The organism is Polynucleobacter sp. MWH-S4W17, assembly GCF_018687535.1.
In the GTDB taxonomy this organism is placed as follows: domain Bacteria; phylum Pseudomonadota; class Gammaproteobacteria; order Burkholderiales; family Burkholderiaceae; genus Polynucleobacter.
Genome location: NZ_CP061295.1, coordinates 819,964 through 836,627, shown reverse-complemented (window position 1 = coordinate 836,627; position 16,664 = coordinate 819,964). Strand labels below are relative to the sequence as shown.

Below are 16,664 nucleotides of genomic sequence, written 5' to 3'. Positions count from 1 at the left end.
AACTAGCGCAACTGTTGTAAAACATGCTCAGGCCAAGGCGCTGACTTATTCGTGGTGAGATCTACCCAAACCATGGTTGCACCACCAATAGCAGCCTCTACTTCGGGATCGGTAGTTAAAGCCATACTGGTGTAAAGATCCAGGCTTGTTCTACCAATAGCGCCAATGGAAGTCTTTAGAATTAATTCGCCTGGGTAAGTGAGTTGTTGAAAGAAATTACAAAAGCCATTAATCATCAACATAGACTCACGACCAGGAGCTACGTCATAGCCCAAAGATGTAATCCATTCGCAGCGAGCCTGCTCCATATACCGAAAGTACACGGTATTGTTGACATGTCCATACGCATCCATATCACCCCAACGAATGGGCATGATCATTTCATGAACCAGTTTTCTTTCTTCGGGGATGGCGATACGCATGACGGCCAGTAACTTCCTATTTCACTTGCAATGCAAGTTGATACAGATTCGTAGAGCGCGCACCAGAGCGACAAAATGCCAATACCGGTCCGGGCATGGTCCTCAATAAACGGGCCATCTCTCTTACTTGATCAACATTGATTGCACTAGGTACAACTGGTAGGTAGGCGTAATTTAAACCTAACTTTTCTGCTTCAGCTTGAATGCTGGCATTGGTTGGCTGATCTGGGCCGCCCTCACCGTCAGGACGGTTATTAATCACGCTCTTGTAACCTTGTGCTGCAATTTCAGCTAAATGACTGGCGTCGATCTGACCGATGGTACCGAACTGATCGCTATGGCAAGAAATAGGAAGACTCATGAAACCCTCTACATTGAATAATGACGTAATAGGGTTGATTTTAAATCAGGCTTATCGAACTTAGCTGGAAGCCTTTTTATGAGCCGAGAAGAAACGCTCGCTTATTTCCATACCCACAAGCATGGCAACAACAAATACCAGGGCCTTCAGGTGCCCAGCACCCAAGGCAACCAAGGCTGGGCCAGGGCAAAATCCAGCAATTCCCCAGCCCGCACCAAAAATGAGGCTGCCAATAACGAGGGGCTTCGTGATATCTCTACGGGTTGGGATATGCAAGGCGCCACCAAAAAACGCTTCAGTCCTCTTGCTGACCACATAAAACCCGCCAAGCCCGACCATTACTGCACCCAACATTACAAACATTAAGGATGGATCCCAAAGACCCGTTAGATCCAAAAAGCCCAATACCTTCTGGGGATTACTCATGCCTGAGATGATTAAACCCCAACCAAAAAGTACACCAATTGCATACTGACTGAAAAGGCCAAAATGTTTTTTCATCTTAGACTCCGATCAAATGACGAAGAATAAAAACGGTCACGAAGCCGGCAAACATAAAGGCGCAAGTGGCAACGAGGGAGCGCGGAGATAAACGCGAGAGTCCGCATATCCCATGGCCGCTGGTGCAGCCTGAACCGTAGTGGGCCCCAAAGCCAACCAAAATACCTGCAATCACAATCGCAATCCAATCAGACTCAATCTCTACAACGGGGAATATTCCAAAAAAAAGTGCCGCCATAAATGGAGCTGATACCAAGCCCAAAACCAAACTCAGACGCCATGCGGTGTCAGTTAATTTGGGATGCAATAAGCCAGAAACAATGCCACTGATTCCTAGAATACGCCCATGAAGCAATACGTAAAGAGCTGCAGCAACCCCAAGAATCATTCCCCCCAATAAAGAAGGAATGGGTGTAAAGGAGAACCAGTCAATTTGCATTATTTAATCTATCAATTTATAAACTTAGCTGCAAGGGTTTGGGGCAAGACGTACCTGCAAGTAACGTAGGCCTAAATAAGCCCCAAAAATAAATCCTGGTAAAGCCAGTATTGAACCAAGGGCAAGCGTAGAAATGCCACTCAAACCCTGCCCTACAGTGCAACCCAAAGCAGTTACGCCACCAAAGCCCATTAATGCAGCGCCAACTAAATGATTTGCTGTGTCCTCAGAATTGCGAAAAGATTCCCAACGGAATGATTTCGTTGCAATAGAGACTGCCGCAGAACCCAGAATCATTCCTAAAACAGCCATGATGCCAACGGTTAAAACTTTAGACGTATCGCTATACATCATGAGCCAGTCAAGTGAATATGCATATGGGGCTACAAAAGATAAGCTCTCCATACGGCCAGAGTTCGTTACTAAAAACACTTCTTCCAAAGTATTTGGGTCTTCAGCAACAAAACCAAGATTGCCAGATACAAACCATACTGCACAGATCGCCAATCCGACAGCTATAGCCGCAAAGATATTTTCAGCAGTCCAAAATGCCTTTCTTGCCAAAGCATATGCAATAAACGCAGAACCAATGATTAAGCCCAAGACCAAATGAAGAGTTGGGCGCGCAATACCGAGAGGCCCACTTAACAAACTGGGTAAGTCTTGCGGGGTATTAAAGGCTATGAAAAAAGTATCTAGGGTATTAATGCGAATTACACCCAAGAACCCACGCAATGTCATATAGGCGGTTAAACCCAGCACCATAAAGACAATCATCGACTTTAAATTACCACCACCAATACGAATTAATGTTTTGCTGCCACAGCCTGAGGCCAACACCATCCCGAAGCCAAACATAACGCTGCCCACAATAGTGGAGAGCCATAAGAATTTATTACCGGTATACATACTCTTCAGGGGGTCAATCAACCCGAAATAAGACATCAGGGTAAAACCAATGATGGCAACACCAATAGCCAAGAACCACTGCTTTAAACGATCCCAACTGGACATGATGAAAACATCAGACACTGCGCCCATGCTACAAAATCCAGTCTTTTGCATGACCGCACCTAAGAAAAAGGTAATGGCAAAAGTTGCCCAAAGGACTAACTTACTTAAAGAATTAATATCTACAACATCCATGGTGACCGTGTCTTGAAAAATTAAGGTTTAAATTTATAAAATTGTTGATTAAGAAAAGTAGCAACGTCAGCTTCATCTTCGGGAAATAAGTCAAGGCGAAGCTCTGCGTTGCAGAGTGAAACCATCTTCTTTAAATCGGCCAGAGATTTCACCTTGCCATCCGAGCGGGTGTAAATCATGTCGCCATTTCCAAAGCCCGTTTTCTTGGCGTGGCAGGCGTAGCACTTTTGCTGATCAATAGTTTTGCCATTTACTAAATCCGGAGTAGCCAGCACAGGCGCACTCATGAGCGCACTGGATGCGGCTAGCACAAAGGATCGAAGGAAAATCATTTTCATTACAAATCAAGGATTTAGCATTAATCCTTTATTTTAAGGCCCAATGGCTGAATTTGCCCTACTCCGCCTGGATAGACAGGTAGACGTTGTAGGCATTCATGCGGTTTGCAGCTCTAAAGAGCGGCATCCCTTCGTATTCCGACCAATCAGCTTGCTTATAGGCGTCCTCAAAAGGATCCAGGTTTATTGCTGCTTTAGACATCGACTCACGCAAATACTTCAAATAGCCCCTAGTAAAGGCAATATCTTCGGCCGGATGAACTGAATAACCCCCATGACCAGGTATGACGATATTGGGATTTAATTTTTCGATCTCATCCAAGGCCGCCAGCCACCCCTTGCTATCTGCATTTCCGACAAATGGAATGCGGCCCCTAAACACCAGATCACCCGCAAAAAGCACTTTTTCGGATGGAACGTACACCATCAAATCTTCAGGAGCATGAGCAGGCCCCACTCTGCTGATAAAGAAATCAATGCCGCCAATCGTCAATTTCAATTTTTGATCGATCCATACATCAGCAGAAATGAGTTTGGTATTTGCATTTACCCAGGGCGCAAAATCAGTTCTTGAAGCAATTAAGCGTTGCTTCGCTGTTTCTGAAGAAAGATAATTTCGCCCCTCACCTTGGGCATAAATCTTCGCACCGATTTTTTTAAATTCTTGCAAACCGTAGACATGATCTGCGTGATAGTGGCTCACAATAATGGCGACAACTTTCTGCGGAGTAATCTTTTTAATTTCCGCAATTAATTTTTGCGCAAGAATAGGTGATCCCAAAGCATCTACCACCACCACACCATCTGGAGTTATAACAAACCCAGTATTGGAGATGAAGTTTTGGTTAGCACTACTCCCCATCTCTGGAAAACCTTGTACAAAGTAAGTATGAGGTGCGACTTGGGTAGGTTTGAGCTGAATATGATCAGCAGGATTACTTTGGCCAAAAGCAAAACTCAAAAAGATAAGGAACCCCAAAAGGATCCCCGCAAGACTCTTAATGCAATTCATACTAAATTACTTAAGGCTTGATGTAGGCAAAACCATCTTTGTATTGCAAGTCGGCAACTCGCACCACGCCTGATGGTGTGAAATCTGCATCCAGCGTGAATTGATCTTTTTTCAAATTCCGATTCTTTAAAGTGATCTCACACACTTCAAACTTCACACCACGAGATTTAAGGGCTCCAACTAATGGCGCATACTCCACATTATTTTTCTTATCCTTGGCGCCTTCCATCAACATATCCACTCCATTGGCATGAGTCACTACGATGATGATGGTATTTGGGGCTGTATCCAAATGATTACGAATATTGCGCAGGCCTTTTAGACCTTGAGTTTCTGCATCATCAATGTGATAAACCACTTTGGTAGGGCCAGATGATTGAGCTGAAACGACAGAGCAAAATCCCAATGTCAGGGCTAAAGCAGTAATAATAGAAAGTAGTTTTTTCATGCTTAGATCTCGTGTAGTTATATGGCTAATTAAATTGGGGCCATGCCAGGATTATTTGACACACCTTTAATGATTGGCTCATTGAGCTTAACCGCTTTAACAACTTTGACATCGCGCAAGTGGCGCTCCATGACATCCCAAATTGCTTCGCCTCCTGCATTTTTCGCCTCCTCACTGACTGGCGCCCAACCAGCTACTTTGTAGGTTTTGTTTGCATCAATAGCCTTACCATTTAAGCGCATATCAGAAATACGTTTACCAGCGGTTTGTGCTGGATCAATGGTGTATTGCATTCCACCGACGCGGACCATGTCACCACCTTGCTGATAATACGGATCAGGATTAAACAAGTTATCAGCGACGTCCTCAAGAATAGTTTTAATTGTTTCACCACTCATATTGGTAACAGTAGTGTATGGGTAGGTGATCGCGGTTTGATCTAAAAGATTCTCACGCGTGATCGCTTGACCTGGCAATAGACTGGTACCCCAACGGAAGCCTGGAGAGAAGGCAATCTCTGCATTCTTCTGTGCCATCAATCCATCCAAGATGAGTTGATCAAAGCTACCGTTAAAGTTACCCCGGCGATACAAGAGGCCCTCTGTAGTTGCTAACTTCTCGTTGAGCTTAGCTTCATACGGAGCCCTGACTTTAGCGATCAACTTATTCATCGCTGGATCCGCTGGAATCATATTAGAGAAAATTGGGAATAGCTTATAGCGGAAATCTACTGGCTTACCACCTTTCACATCAAAATCCAGCACTCCTAAGAACTTACTATTAGACCCAGCATTGGTAACTAGAGTTACTCCACCAGCATTCTTTACCTTCACCGGAATAGGCACACCATCATGGGTGTGCCCACCCAAAATAGCATCTAGTCCGCGTACGCGGGAGGCCATTTTCAAATCTACATCCATGCCATTGTGAGATAGAAGCACCACTACCTTTGCGCCTTTTGATCTAACCTCATCAATAGTCTTTTGCATATTCTCTTCCTGAATACCAAAGGTCCAATCAGGAGTGAAGTAGCGGGGATTTGCAATGGGCGTATACGGGAATGCTTGTCCAATAATGGCAACCTGAATACCGTTCTGCACTTTCATGACATAGGGATTAAATACTGAGTCGCCGAAATCCGCTGTTTTAATGTTTTGCGCTACAAATGAAACTTTGCCCTTAAAGTCGCCATTCACGATTTCCATGACGCGCTTTTCGCCAAGAGTCATTTCCCAATGCGGAGTCATCACATCAACACCTAAAGCAAGAGCGGCATCAACCATATCCTGACCATTAGTCCAAAGTGCAGTACCTGAGCCCTGCCAAGTATCCCCACCATCTAGCAATAAAGCACCAGGACGATTGGCTTTCATTTGCTTAATTAAAGTGGCCATATGAGCAAATCCACCCATCTTGCCGTAGTTTTGAGCAGCAGCCACATAGTCTAAATAGGTAAAGGCATGAGCATCACGAGTGCCTGGTGCAATGCCATTTGCCTTCAAGAAATATTCGCCAACCAAGTGCGGGGTCTTACCTTCCTGCGCACCGATACCAAGGTTTACATTAGGCTCACGGAAATAAATTGGCAATAGTTGAGCATGGCAATCTGTAAAGTGCAAAAAGTGAACATTACCAAATTTAGGTAAGTCATAAAATTTTTGCGCAGTGCTTTGTGCGTTAACAAAGTTTGATTGCAAACTCATTCCACCTGCAGATGCAATAGCTAAGGCCTGCAGAAAATCGCGACGACTTAAAGACATAACATTCCCTTTGTGAAAACAGGCCTGTCGGCCTGTTTTTATACTTTATTGATTAACTGGTGAGGCCGGATCAAGCAGCAAGGCCATGACATCCTGAATCTGCTGCTCATTTAAAAGTTTGGCATGAGCGAAACGCGGCATATTACTGCATACGTTATAGGCCTTGGAGTTATTAATACGATTCCATGTATAGACCACAACCTCTTTAGAGTAGCCGCGCATTTTTCCATAACCCGTTAAAGAGGGCCCAATATTTCCATAGGAGATTTCCTTGGGATCAATTTGATGGCAGTTATAGCAGCCGCCACCAATTTCTGAACCTGCTTTATCTGACCAAGTAGCTCCCCGACCACTTTGAGCAATCTTTTCCCCATTCTTCCAGTTACCAATGTACTTGCCATCAGATGGCTGCTTAATGGAAGCCATATTTTCGCTCTGAATCTTCTCCCTCACCTTTAGATCGCCACCGCCATCCAAGTTGGCTGGGTTAGAACAAAACTTCTGCGCAGGATCCTGCACCAAACGATCAAGACCGGCCTGACCTTTTGCCTCAAAACTAGAGGACATCATATTTTCAAAAGGCGTTGCAGCATGAGCAACACCGGCGGATATAAATAGCGCTAACGCCAATAAGGATAATTTATTTTTCATATTATTTATCTCCAGCGATTAACGCTTCAGTCCTGGTGCAGTCATAGTGCCACCTTTGGCTGTCACAGCCATATACATTGAAACCGCAATGGTATCTTCAGAGGTATATATTGGCTCAGGGAAACGCTGCTGACGATAGCAGTCATTTAAACGCTGCTGCATCGTCCAAAAAGTTCCGCTTGAAACCCTGTAAGCCGGCCATGAACCCCAACCTGCTGCTGCACCTTTTTGTGTCGTGATGTTAGGCAGATCCTGCAAGCGAATACGCTTACCGTCAGAGCCATGACATGAGGCGCATGAGAAATCCATTGGGCCGCCTTGATAGAAGAAGGATTGTTTACCCATCTCAAAGGCTTGCTTTTCTTTAGGGTGCTTAACAACAACATTAATTGGCATACCTTTTGATTCAGCAACAACGTAAGCAACTACAGCCTCAATATCTTTACGCTTACCTTTGCCAAAACCAGCCTTAATGATTTCGTTAGCGTCATAACCTTGCATTTTGCTCATACAAGTAATTAAGCGTGACTCAAGGTCTTGAACTTTGTTTGTGTCTTTAAAGTATTTTGGTAATTGAGTATAGGCACCCTTAACAACACCAGGCCCCATACCCAAATCACACTTTTCAAGTGAGACATTTTTGGGGCCCATCGGCTTTTTCCAAATATCCTCACCAGCTGCCTCATATAAATCAGAAGGGTTACCATCAGCAAGCATCGCACGATATTTTTCAATCTCTTGAGTTGCTGCGCTACCGCCAACGACAGGTTTATCTTCATTTTTTCCAGGACTGGTACAGCCCTGTAGGAGGACAAAAAAACCCGCCGCCAAGAGTCCGCAATAGATGCGTGTCTTCATAGGTAACCTTTTTAGTTATATTTTCGTATTGATATTAAGAAGCAGTGGCTTCATCAGTACGTTTGTCGCCTTTATTATCGATCCAGCTCACAACAATCTTGTCGCCTTTGGCGCCCTTGTATTTGAAGTTCAAGAATGGGTCCTTAGAGACCGCAGGGCCAAACTGACCATTCAAAACATCTTTACCATTTGCTTTGACATTGATAGTGGTGATGTGCCATGCAGGAATCACTTTGCCAGCAGCATCTTTTCGCTGACCAGATTCCATATCGTGCTTCATCAAAATTTTTACATCCACAATTCCGCCGTTTTCGGCTGCTCTTACGCGCATTGGATCAGACATATGTTCCTCTTTTAATCTAGTAATTTATTAATGGTATTTAATTGGATTGAGAGTGCTTAACCGCCGCAACCACCCAAAGTTACTTTCACTTCTTTAACAGCCATACTCCATTTGCCATCAGCCTTTACCAAGGCATACACATTAGAGGTTTGACCCATCTTGATACGAGTAGTAACAAAAGGCTCAGTGCCTGTAGGAATATAGAACTGCGCAGCCAAGGCGCTTGGGTTTTTCTCAACCAAGATTGCCATTTGCTCTGCTTTAAGGGTAGTGACAATTCCAACCGGAACTACCGCACCATTTTCTGCAATATCTGGGGCGTTCAAAGTAACAGCGCTAGACTTATCTGGACTGCCTGCACCTAGAATCTTAAATACATCATCAAGACTCTTGCCTTCAAATGCGGCTTTATTCCATTCTTGAGCTTGGACCACACTAATGAGACCCGCAGAAGCCATTAAACCGAAAACCGCTGAATATTTCAATAAACTGCGTCGCTGCTGATTCATAAAAACTCCTTTAATAATCATTTACCGTGAATATATTACCTGCTAACCAATAAAGCATGCTGGTTAGTACTGATACATCTTATTTATTTACCACCAGAAAGCACCCAGGTAACCAAAGCCTTGCGATCCTCATCCGATAACTGCGACTGTGGCGGCATTGGAATTGAACCCCATACGCCTGAGCCACCATTTTTAACTTTAGCCATCAATTTATCCAAAGCACCGCTCTGCCCCTGGTATTTGACTGCAATATCAGCAATGGATGGGCCAACCAATTTGGCGTTCGGTGCGTGACATGCTGAACAGTTCTCATTCTTAAATAGCGCAGCTGGACCCTTGTTGGAGGAAGCATGAGTATCGGACGCATGGGCCAATCCCTCACCCGTCGTTCCAGGCAACTTAGCAAGAGGCGGTTTGGTGGAGTCTGAACCACGATATGGGCCATACAAGCGATTTTGCTCAGCAATATTGCCATGAGCATTTCTGGCGAAGTCTGGAAGAGTGGATCCAATTTGCACAAACTTCACGCAATTGTTCATGCAAGAAGAGCCATTAACATCCGGCTTGCCGTTAACACTCCAAAAACCATGATTACGAGTCATGCCGTTACGATTAGGCATTTTTTTCTGGACTTCGGCAATGTTGGCATCACTCAATACAAAATCATCCGGGACTATTTCACCCAAGCTGAGAATATATGCCACCAGCGCATAAGTATTGTCCGGGGTAAGTGATCTCGGCGCATTCCAAGGCATGGCACGATAAATATAGTCCCACAATGTTGATACAGTTGGCACCTTCATCAAAGTAGTTCGCTGAGGCTGCTTACGATCTAACAAAGAGGCGACCCTGCCAGTCTTCACGTCATCAGCAGTTGTTCCACCAGCAATCGGAGTAAAGATCTCATTTGACTCACCAAAAACACCGTGACAACTAGCGCACTTAGATTCCCAAATTACTTGACCTTGCTCAACAGAGCCAGATCCCTTTGGTAAGCCTTTAAAGTCTGGGCGCACATCAATATCCCAAGCCATGACTTCTGCAGGAGTTGCATTTCTTCCAATACCCGGAAACTTAGCGGAGCCCTGTGTACTTTGTGCAAACGAAATCTGGGCAGCTAATACTGCAATACTTAGCAGACTCAAACGAGCAATAAAATTAACCGACTTGTACATTGCTTACCTCACCGTTTGAATCTAACTTCCATGACTGAATAGCATTATTGTGATAAATAGATCGATTACCTCGTGCATCACGCAAGACCTTTATCGATGGCTGGATGTAACCAGTGTCATCCACTGCTCTAGATTGCAATATTGCCGGTGATCCATCCCATACCCAATCAATATTGAAGCGAGTTATAGACTTGGTTTGAATTGGCGTCTCTAAACGAGCAGTACGCCAGTTATTACCGCCATCGAAAGAAACATCAACACGCTTAATCTTGCCGCGACCAGACCAAGCCATACCGCTCACGTTATAAAAACCTTTATCCAGCAATTGCTGGCCACCAGAAGGTGTAGTAATTACCGATTTGCATTCTTGAATGGATGCGTATTGACGATGCATGCCATCTGGCATGAGCTCAATATAGTGAACGGCTTCATCTTTCGCATTCCAAGGCATATCGCCAACCTCTAGGCGACGCAACCACTTCACCCAGCTGACACCCTGCACGCCAGGAACTACTAGGCGCAATGGGAAGCCGTTTTCTGGGCGTAACATTTCGCCATTCATACTCCAGGCAACGATTGCGTCTTCTAAGCAGCTTTCAAGATTGATCGTACGCGTCATGCCTGAACCATCACCACCTTCGGCAAGCATGAACTTGCCTTTTTTCAAATCTGCGCCGCATTCTTCAAGCAATACCTTAAGAGGTACACCTGTGAATTCGCAGCAAGATAGCATGCCGTGGGTATATTGCACGGTTGGCACCGCAACGTTACCCCACTCCAATCCAGTATTAGCACCGCACTCAATGAAGTGGGTACGAGAAACTGAAGGCAATCTCATTAAATCATTCATCGTAAAGACGCGAGCGTTCTTCACCAAACCGTTCACCATGAGGCGATGGGTTTCAGGGTTGATGTTGTACCAACCTTGGTGATGACGCTCAAAGTGCAAACCATTCGGGGTAATAGTGCCGAATAATCCTTGCAGCGGAGTAAATGCAACAGATGCTGCAGATACACGCGTTAATCCAGGTGATTCACGACGAATGAGGTTAGATTCGTAAATTGATGGCACGCCATATGGCATGGTGGCAACGTTTTTACCTAAAGTGGTTTGCCACTCTTGCTTTTCAAGAATTGCGGGATCGCCTTCTCCAGCAGCAAAAGCCATTGGGGCAGCCAGGCCAGCAGCTGCACCACCAATGGCTGATAAAAAGCCCTTACGTAAGAAGCCGCGACGGGTCTCATCTAGTCCATTTGAATTGATATCGGCAATTAACTTCTGAGAGATAAAGTGCTCGGGCGCTTTCACCAAGCGAGCTCTATTAGCCGGCTTCTCAACCGCCGAGATATCCTCGGCACTTAATTCAATCTGCTTCTTAGTCATTTGACCTCTACTTGAAAAGTGATTTACTGCAAAACTTAATGAATGCTTTCAGCAATCTTTGCGCAGACTGTCTGACACATCTCTACGGTTGCGTTATCCGCAATCGAGTAATAAACCGTTACACCCTCTTTGCGGCGCATTAGAATTCCAGCTTTATGAAGCGCCAATAAATGTCTCGAAACATTGGCCTGGCTTGTGCCACACATCTTTACAACCTCAGAGACGGATTTTTCACCGCTACAGACTGCATACATGATGCGTAAACGTGCGGGCTCAGATAGAACATTGAAATAAGCAGCCACATGCGCAAATACCTTCTCCATCTGTTTTGGAGATAAGTTTTTTGTCGCCTTTTGAACCTTTACCCTCAATTTCACTAGCCTTTTAATATATGCATGTATACGCATATATTTGACCCTTTAAGCAGGTAAATCGGTATAGTGAGATACCCTACATTGCTTAGCAATACAATCAAGCCATGGATACGGATGCAATCCTTCTCTCGCTTAAGCTGGCGCTTTGGACCCTGGTCCTCATCCTTCCATTTGGAGTTTGGGTTGCCCATAGCCTCTTAGGCCTTAATAGAAGCAAACCCTGGGTGGAAGCTGCCCTAGCCCTGCCACTCGTTTTACCTCCCACTGTTTTGGGCTATTACCTTTTGGTTGGCTTGGGCGGAAAGACTTTTTTAGGTATTCCACTGGTGTTTTCCTTTGCCGGAATCCTCATTGCCTCCCTCATAGTCAACCTGCCTTTTGCAATACAGCCGATTCAGCGCGCATTTGAAGCTATCAACCCGGAAATTATTGAGGCCGCCCAAGTCAGCGGCCTATCCAATTGGCAAATTTTTCGCTTGATTGAGCTTCCACTGGCATGGAGAGGCATTACCAGTGCCGCAGTGCTGACCTTTGCTCATACCCTAGGTGAATTTGGGGTCATCCTCATGGTTGGGGGCGCAATCCCCGGAGAAACCAAAACAGTATCGATTGCGATCTACGACAAAGTGCAAAGTTTTGATACCTCAGGCGCCGGCGCACTGGCCTTATTGCTGCTAGGTATATCTCTGATTGCAATTGCCCTTTCATATGGTGTTTTTGGCAAAAGCGTCTCCCAACAGCGCCAACGGAGGGGCTGATGCTTAAACTCAAAATAAGCCAAGCACTCCCTAACCCTCTGCAAATTACGCTGGAATGTGCAGCTGGTCAATTGCATGCTCTTGTGGGGCCATCTGGTAGCGGCAAAACCAGCACTCTGAGAACGATTGCCGGCCTCAGCCAAGCTAAGATTGGAAAAATTGAATGTGATGGTGAGACCTGGTTTGAGGCCAATGAACTTGCAGGAGTAATACAGAACCTGTCTCCCGCGCAACGTTCTTGTGGATTTTTATTTCAGCAATACGCTCTCTTCCCGCATCTATCCGCGCTTGAGAATGTTCTCATCCCTTTACAGAATTCTGCACATAAGGTGGCTGAACGTAAAGCCCTTGCTCAGGACTGGCTAGGTCGCATGGGCATTGCTGAACTTGCCCATCGTTTTCCACACCAACTCTCGGGCGGACAACAGCAACGCGTAGCACTTGCTCGCGCATTGGCACGACAGCCAAAGATCTTATTGTTAGACGAACCATTTTCCGCTGTTGATGCGCCAACGCGACAAGGTCTATATAAAACTCTTGCTGATTTACGCAAGGATTTAAACATTCCGATTGTGTTGGTTACACATGATTTGCGTGAGGCCGATCTGCTTGCCGACCGTATTACCGTGATTGATAACGGCATCAGCTTACAAACGGCAGCGCCCCAAGTGCTATTTCAAAGACCTAGAAACTCGCGTGTAGCCGAGTTGGTTGGCATTAGCAATTTATTTCATGGGATATTTAATGCGGGCAATCTCACTTGGGATGGCTGCGATAAAACCTTTTCCGTGGCCGATAAAGGCAAAATCCCCGCCAATGCCCAAGTAGCATGGGTGATTCCGCAAGATGGTTTGAGTATCCATAACGCACCAACCTTGACCAGCACTCCAGCGATTGCTGCAGAGATTAGTGTCTTAGGCCAAATTGCGGTGATCCAACTACAAATTCAAAATAGCATACATAAAATTGAATGGGTTGCATCAGCAGCTGAAGTGAAAAGATTGAATATGGAAGTTGGCAGCCAAATGTATATTGAATTAAATGGCAATCAAATTCACATCATGCCATTGCGGCCAATCAATGATCCTAGGCGATTTGTTGATAGCAACTAGAGATTTTCAGAAAGAGTGATGCAAAATCTGCAAACTCTTTCTGATTTCAGCGATATAGCTTCACTTTTATTTACAGCAACCGCTGCCGCCACATGAAGAATCAGTAGAGCAAGTATTGACCCCTAGGAGTCGGTACGCCGGGCAAAATCTAAATAGCCCCGTTGCGAGAGGCACAACACCAATCCAACCCCATATACCTACAGTTCCGGTTACGGCTAGACCTATTAATACCAAGCCAACTACCATACGTAACATACGATCAACACCACCGACATTGCATTTCATATTAAGGCCCCTTTTGGTTATTTACTGCAGTAATTTTGATAAAGCACATTCATCACTTTCAAAGCAATCTGATTGGAAAGTGAATAATGGATTTGCTTACCATCTCTTCTGGTTTGGACCAGCTCTTCATTTCTAAGAACCGTGAGTTGCTGAGATAATGTAGACTGATGAATATCAAGACATTCCTCGAGCTCACCAACACACATCTCCCCCTGACTTATCTGGCATAGCAACAGCATGCGATCTCTATTTGAGAGCACTTTCATCAAGCGACAAGCCTCGTCTGCTGATGACTGCATCTTCTCTATATTAATACCGTCCTTAAGTACTGGCATGATGGGTACTCTTAGTTCAGCGGAACACCGACCAATGGGCGGCCTTCAAGAGTCCAAAGATATAAAGAGCCATCGTACAACTTAGTAGATTTATTGCCCACTAGCTCTGACATAACAAACCAACCACCAGCTGCTAAGTGGCCAGTATTGCAATAGGCAATTGTTGGGCCTTTAACACTTAAACCATTGGCTGACATCAACGCATCGTAAGTATTCTTTTGCCAGAAATACAATGCACCATTGCTTGGCTTTGCCAACAATTCAGGCGCCAACTCTTTTGAGCCCGCAATATGGCCAAAGGTCAGCACATCTGGACGTTTTGCAAGGCCTAAGTATTGGGCAGGCTGACGCGCATCCAATAATTGTGGCTTACCTGCTTTGGACGCAGCAGCTACATCATCTGAACTAGCGATTAATTCTTTGCGATATGCTTTTGCAGACCAATTGCCAGTCACTTTTTGAGCATTGTTAGTTACATATTCACGCCCCTCACCGAGCCACCCAGCAATACCGCCATCCAAGACAGCCACTTGATCTTCGCCATACACCTTGAATGACCAATAGGTTCTCAATGCCTCGTCGATATCGGACATATCCTGCCCTATAGGCACGAGCACAATCGGCTTATCAGAGTTGATACCTAAAGATTGAACCAATTTCTCAAAATCTGCTTTTTCAGGAATTAGAAACTTAATCTTTTTTCCATCGACTAGACGCTCTACACGTACCTTCTTAAAATCCAAGAGAGTGGAATTAGTAATATGGCCACCAACTTCTACCAGGAATTTCTTACCAGTCTTTTTGTCAGTATCAAACTCAGGGTTTCTAAGGTAGCTGGCTAAATCTGTTCTAACTTCAATTATCTGTACATCAGATTGATTATTGGATAACCAATCTGCGCTGACTACAGGACCAGGCAATGTAATTGCCTGAACTAGGCTCACCAAGCCGGTTAGGGCAGCTGCTAAAAGCAATTGAATTTTTTTCATCTCTACTCCCTTATGAATTTACAGCTAACAAATTATCTGAAAGACGGCCCATCAAATCAATCTTGCATTCCGTTAATACATGATGCTTTTTTGAGTTCAATACCAGCTCACGATTGCCCCACTCTGCCACTAGCTGAGCAATCTTTTGATCTCGCTCCAAAATTAGAGCCTCAATCTCTACGGCAAATAATTGAATCAAAGCACTGATCCAATTGCTTACTGGAGCCATGCGACCTTTTACGGTCATTTGAAATTCTTTAGCGAATTTGATGACAACGTCCGAATTCGCCATCTCTTCACCGGTGACCCACTGGTTGGTAGTAAATAAGCGAACTGGCAAACCTTTCTGGTCTAAAGAAATGCCAACAAGGTGATGAAAGCTCCGTACATCACGCTTAATCACATGAAAATGGCCATGCTCACCATTGGGCATCTCATCTGCAGAATGCGCATGGTAGTAGAACTCATAACCACTATGCTCATCCACAAGATCATTACTTGGATAGTGCTGCCACTCAATAAAATCCTTGGCACCACATAAAGCAGATTCATTCACGGTGCGCCCGGTTTCGGCATATCGCATCTGAATATTTGCTAGCGATTGTGCGGCCAACCAGAAATTAGATTGAGTAAGCATATATTTAATTACTCTGCAGCTTTACGCTTTTTAGGACCGCAAGGATTTGCAGGGCCACAGGGGTTAGCTGCTTTTTTCTTTGCAGGGCCACATGGATTTGCTGACTCTTTTTTAGGACCGCAGGGATTCTTCTGCTCTGCGCCTGATGGATTAGCAGGGGCATCTGCTGAATGTGCTAAAGGCGCAGCCGCCAAACCAGCTAAAGCCATTGCCAACGCAGCTACTGTTGATTTCTTAGACATAACTTTCCTTTTAAATAATTAAACCTAGGAACTAACGGGACCCTTGGACTTCTTCTCCATCCAAGAACCCAAGATAAATACTCCGACGGCCGCAACAACCATACCAACATCGATTGATAAACCTGAAAGATTGAAGGCATCGGGCAATGAATCAGCCTTAGCGTATTCACCCAAGGTTGTTAAGAACTCAATACTTGGATAGATGCCAGCAAACAATACGGTCCCTAACAATAAGCCAAGCAAAAATATGGCCGCATCAATGCGTCCAGACATCAAACCGACGACTGAGGTTCCAGGGCAATATCCACCAATTGCAAAGCCTGCACCAACAAATGCTCCACCAAGAGCGGCAGCACCTAAAAATGCAGGTGGTACAAATAAATTACCAGCATCTACAAAGCCCACCTGCTCCAAAATTAGGAGGCCAACGGCAGCAAACACAATAGCAGTGAACATCACCTTAAACACAGACCAATCTGTTAAGCGAAATTGGCCAGTTAATTTATTTGGATTACCAAAACCGGCACGCTCCAATACAAAACCAAATCCAGCACCTAATAGGAGCCCCGAAAGAATTTCACTCAT

General features: G+C 44.9%; 24 protein-coding genes. 2 read left to right on the top strand and 22 right to left on the bottom strand.

Translation table 11 applies throughout. The features are described 5' to 3' along the window. Positions 1-2 precede the first annotated feature (2 nt). The 16 genes from C2755_RS04395 to C2755_RS04320 all read right to left on the bottom strand — a co-directional run bounded on the left by C2755_RS04395 (position 3) and on the right by C2755_RS04320 (position 11,724). Positions 3-422: a thioesterase family protein gene (locus C2755_RS04395; RefSeq protein WP_215321956.1), complete on the bottom strand. Its 420-nt coding sequence runs from the start codon at positions 420-422 to the stop codon at positions 3-5. A 16-nt stretch (positions 423-438) separates the two neighbouring features. Then, on the bottom strand, positions 439-783 hold the full coding sequence (locus C2755_RS04390; RefSeq protein WP_215321955.1) for a TIGR01244 family sulfur transferase: 345 nt from the start codon (positions 781-783) through the stop codon (positions 439-441). 60 nt (positions 784-843) lie between these two features. Next, positions 844-1,284, bottom strand: a complete 441-nt coding sequence (locus C2755_RS04385; RefSeq protein WP_215321954.1) for a YeeE/YedE family protein — start codon at positions 1,282-1,284, stop codon at positions 844-846. A gap of 1 nt (position 1,285) precedes the next feature. Beyond that, complete coding sequence (locus C2755_RS04380) at positions 1,286-1,723, bottom strand: YeeE/YedE family protein (protein ID WP_215321953.1); 438 nt, start codon at positions 1,721-1,723, stop codon at positions 1,286-1,288. Positions 1,724-1,747: 24 nt separating this feature from the next. Continuing rightward, positions 1,748-2,869 (bottom strand): YeeE/YedE family protein, encoded by a 1,122-nt coding sequence (locus C2755_RS04375; RefSeq protein WP_215321952.1) that lies wholly within the window; start codon positions 2,867-2,869, stop codon positions 1,748-1,750. A 20-nt stretch (positions 2,870-2,889) separates the two neighbouring features. Further along, positions 2,890-3,207, bottom strand: a complete 318-nt coding sequence (locus C2755_RS04370) for a hypothetical protein (protein ID WP_215321951.1) — start codon at positions 3,205-3,207, stop codon at positions 2,890-2,892. Positions 3,208-3,265: 58 nt separating this feature from the next. Further along, positions 3,266-4,168: an MBL fold metallo-hydrolase gene (locus tag C2755_RS04365; protein ID WP_251368540.1), complete on the bottom strand. Its 903-nt coding sequence runs from the start codon at positions 4,166-4,168 to the stop codon at positions 3,266-3,268. Between the two features lie 61 nt (positions 4,169-4,229). Then, complete coding sequence (locus C2755_RS04360) at positions 4,230-4,667, bottom strand: DsrE family protein (protein WP_215321950.1); 438 nt, start codon at positions 4,665-4,667, stop codon at positions 4,230-4,232. A 29-nt stretch (positions 4,668-4,696) separates the two neighbouring features. Next, positions 4,697-6,427, bottom strand: a complete 1,731-nt coding sequence (gene soxB / locus C2755_RS04355) for a thiosulfohydrolase SoxB (RefSeq protein ID WP_215271988.1) — start codon at positions 6,425-6,427, stop codon at positions 4,697-4,699. A 45-nt stretch (positions 6,428-6,472) separates the two neighbouring features. Continuing rightward, positions 6,473-7,078 carry a sulfur oxidation c-type cytochrome SoxX gene (gene soxX / locus C2755_RS04350; RefSeq protein ID WP_215321948.1) on the bottom strand — a complete coding sequence of 202 codons (606 nt, stop codon included), beginning with the start codon at positions 7,076-7,078 and terminating at the stop codon, positions 6,473-6,475. A gap of 18 nt (positions 7,079-7,096) precedes the next feature. Then, on the bottom strand, positions 7,097-7,936 hold the full coding sequence (soxA, locus tag C2755_RS04345; RefSeq protein WP_215321946.1) for a sulfur oxidation c-type cytochrome SoxA: 840 nt from the start codon (positions 7,934-7,936) through the stop codon (positions 7,097-7,099). Between the two features lie 34 nt (positions 7,937-7,970). Then, positions 7,971-8,279: a thiosulfate oxidation carrier complex protein SoxZ gene (gene soxZ, locus C2755_RS04340; protein WP_215271985.1), complete on the bottom strand. Its 309-nt coding sequence runs from the start codon at positions 8,277-8,279 to the stop codon at positions 7,971-7,973. A 56-nt stretch (positions 8,280-8,335) separates the two neighbouring features. Further along, complete coding sequence (gene soxY, locus C2755_RS04335; RefSeq protein WP_215321945.1) at positions 8,336-8,788, bottom strand: thiosulfate oxidation carrier protein SoxY; 453 nt, start codon at positions 8,786-8,788, stop codon at positions 8,336-8,338. 83 nt (positions 8,789-8,871) lie between these two features. Continuing rightward, positions 8,872-9,963: a c-type cytochrome gene (locus C2755_RS04330; protein WP_215321944.1), complete on the bottom strand. Its 1,092-nt coding sequence runs from the start codon at positions 9,961-9,963 to the stop codon at positions 8,872-8,874. Continuing rightward, positions 9,947-11,347 (bottom strand): sulfite dehydrogenase, encoded by a 1,401-nt coding sequence (gene soxC / locus C2755_RS04325; protein WP_215271982.1) that lies wholly within the window; start codon positions 11,345-11,347, stop codon positions 9,947-9,949. The genes C2755_RS04330 and soxC overlap by 17 nt, the downstream gene beginning before the upstream one ends. A gap of 35 nt (positions 11,348-11,382) precedes the next feature. Next, on the bottom strand, positions 11,383-11,724 hold the full coding sequence (locus C2755_RS04320; RefSeq protein ID WP_215321943.1) for a helix-turn-helix transcriptional regulator: 342 nt from the start codon (positions 11,722-11,724) through the stop codon (positions 11,383-11,385). A gap of 101 nt (positions 11,725-11,825) precedes the next feature. Between C2755_RS04320 and modB the strand changes: the two genes are divergently transcribed. Further along, entirely contained in the window at positions 11,826-12,479 is a 654-nt protein-coding gene (gene modB, locus C2755_RS04315; RefSeq protein WP_215321942.1) for a molybdate ABC transporter permease subunit, read from the top strand. Beyond that, positions 12,479-13,591, top strand: coding sequence for an ABC transporter ATP-binding protein (locus tag C2755_RS04310; RefSeq protein WP_215321941.1), 1,113 nt, complete (start codon positions 12,479-12,481; stop codon positions 13,589-13,591). The genes modB and C2755_RS04310 overlap by 1 nt, the downstream gene beginning before the upstream one ends. Positions 13,592-13,657: 66 nt before the next feature. On the opposite strand, the gene C2755_RS04305 is transcribed toward C2755_RS04310, so the two are convergent. The 6 genes from C2755_RS04305 to C2755_RS04280 are packed head-to-tail and all read right to left on the bottom strand — an operon-like array spanning position 13,658 to position 16,664. Beyond that, positions 13,658-13,876, bottom strand: coding sequence for a DUF2892 domain-containing protein (locus C2755_RS04305; protein ID WP_215321939.1), 219 nt, complete (start codon positions 13,874-13,876; stop codon positions 13,658-13,660). 17 nt (positions 13,877-13,893) lie between these two features. Continuing rightward, the gene (locus C2755_RS04300) at positions 13,894-14,211 is read right to left on the bottom strand and encodes a metalloregulator ArsR/SmtB family transcription factor (protein ID WP_215321937.1); all 318 of its coding nucleotides are present in this window, start codon (positions 14,209-14,211) and stop codon (positions 13,894-13,896) included. An 11-nt stretch (positions 14,212-14,222) separates the two neighbouring features. Beyond that, complete coding sequence (locus C2755_RS04295; RefSeq protein ID WP_215321935.1) at positions 14,223-15,200, bottom strand: sulfurtransferase; 978 nt, start codon at positions 15,198-15,200, stop codon at positions 14,223-14,225. 10 nt (positions 15,201-15,210) lie between these two features. Next, positions 15,211-15,837 (bottom strand): hypothetical protein, encoded by a 627-nt coding sequence (locus tag C2755_RS04290; RefSeq protein ID WP_215321934.1) that lies wholly within the window; start codon positions 15,835-15,837, stop codon positions 15,211-15,213. 8 nt (positions 15,838-15,845) lie between these two features. Then, on the bottom strand, positions 15,846-16,079 hold the full coding sequence (locus C2755_RS04285; protein WP_215321932.1) for a hypothetical protein: 234 nt from the start codon (positions 16,077-16,079) through the stop codon (positions 15,846-15,848). Positions 16,080-16,103: 24 nt separating this feature from the next. Further along, entirely contained in the window at positions 16,104-16,664 is a 561-nt protein-coding gene (locus tag C2755_RS04280) for a YeeE/YedE thiosulfate transporter family protein (protein WP_215321931.1), read from the bottom strand.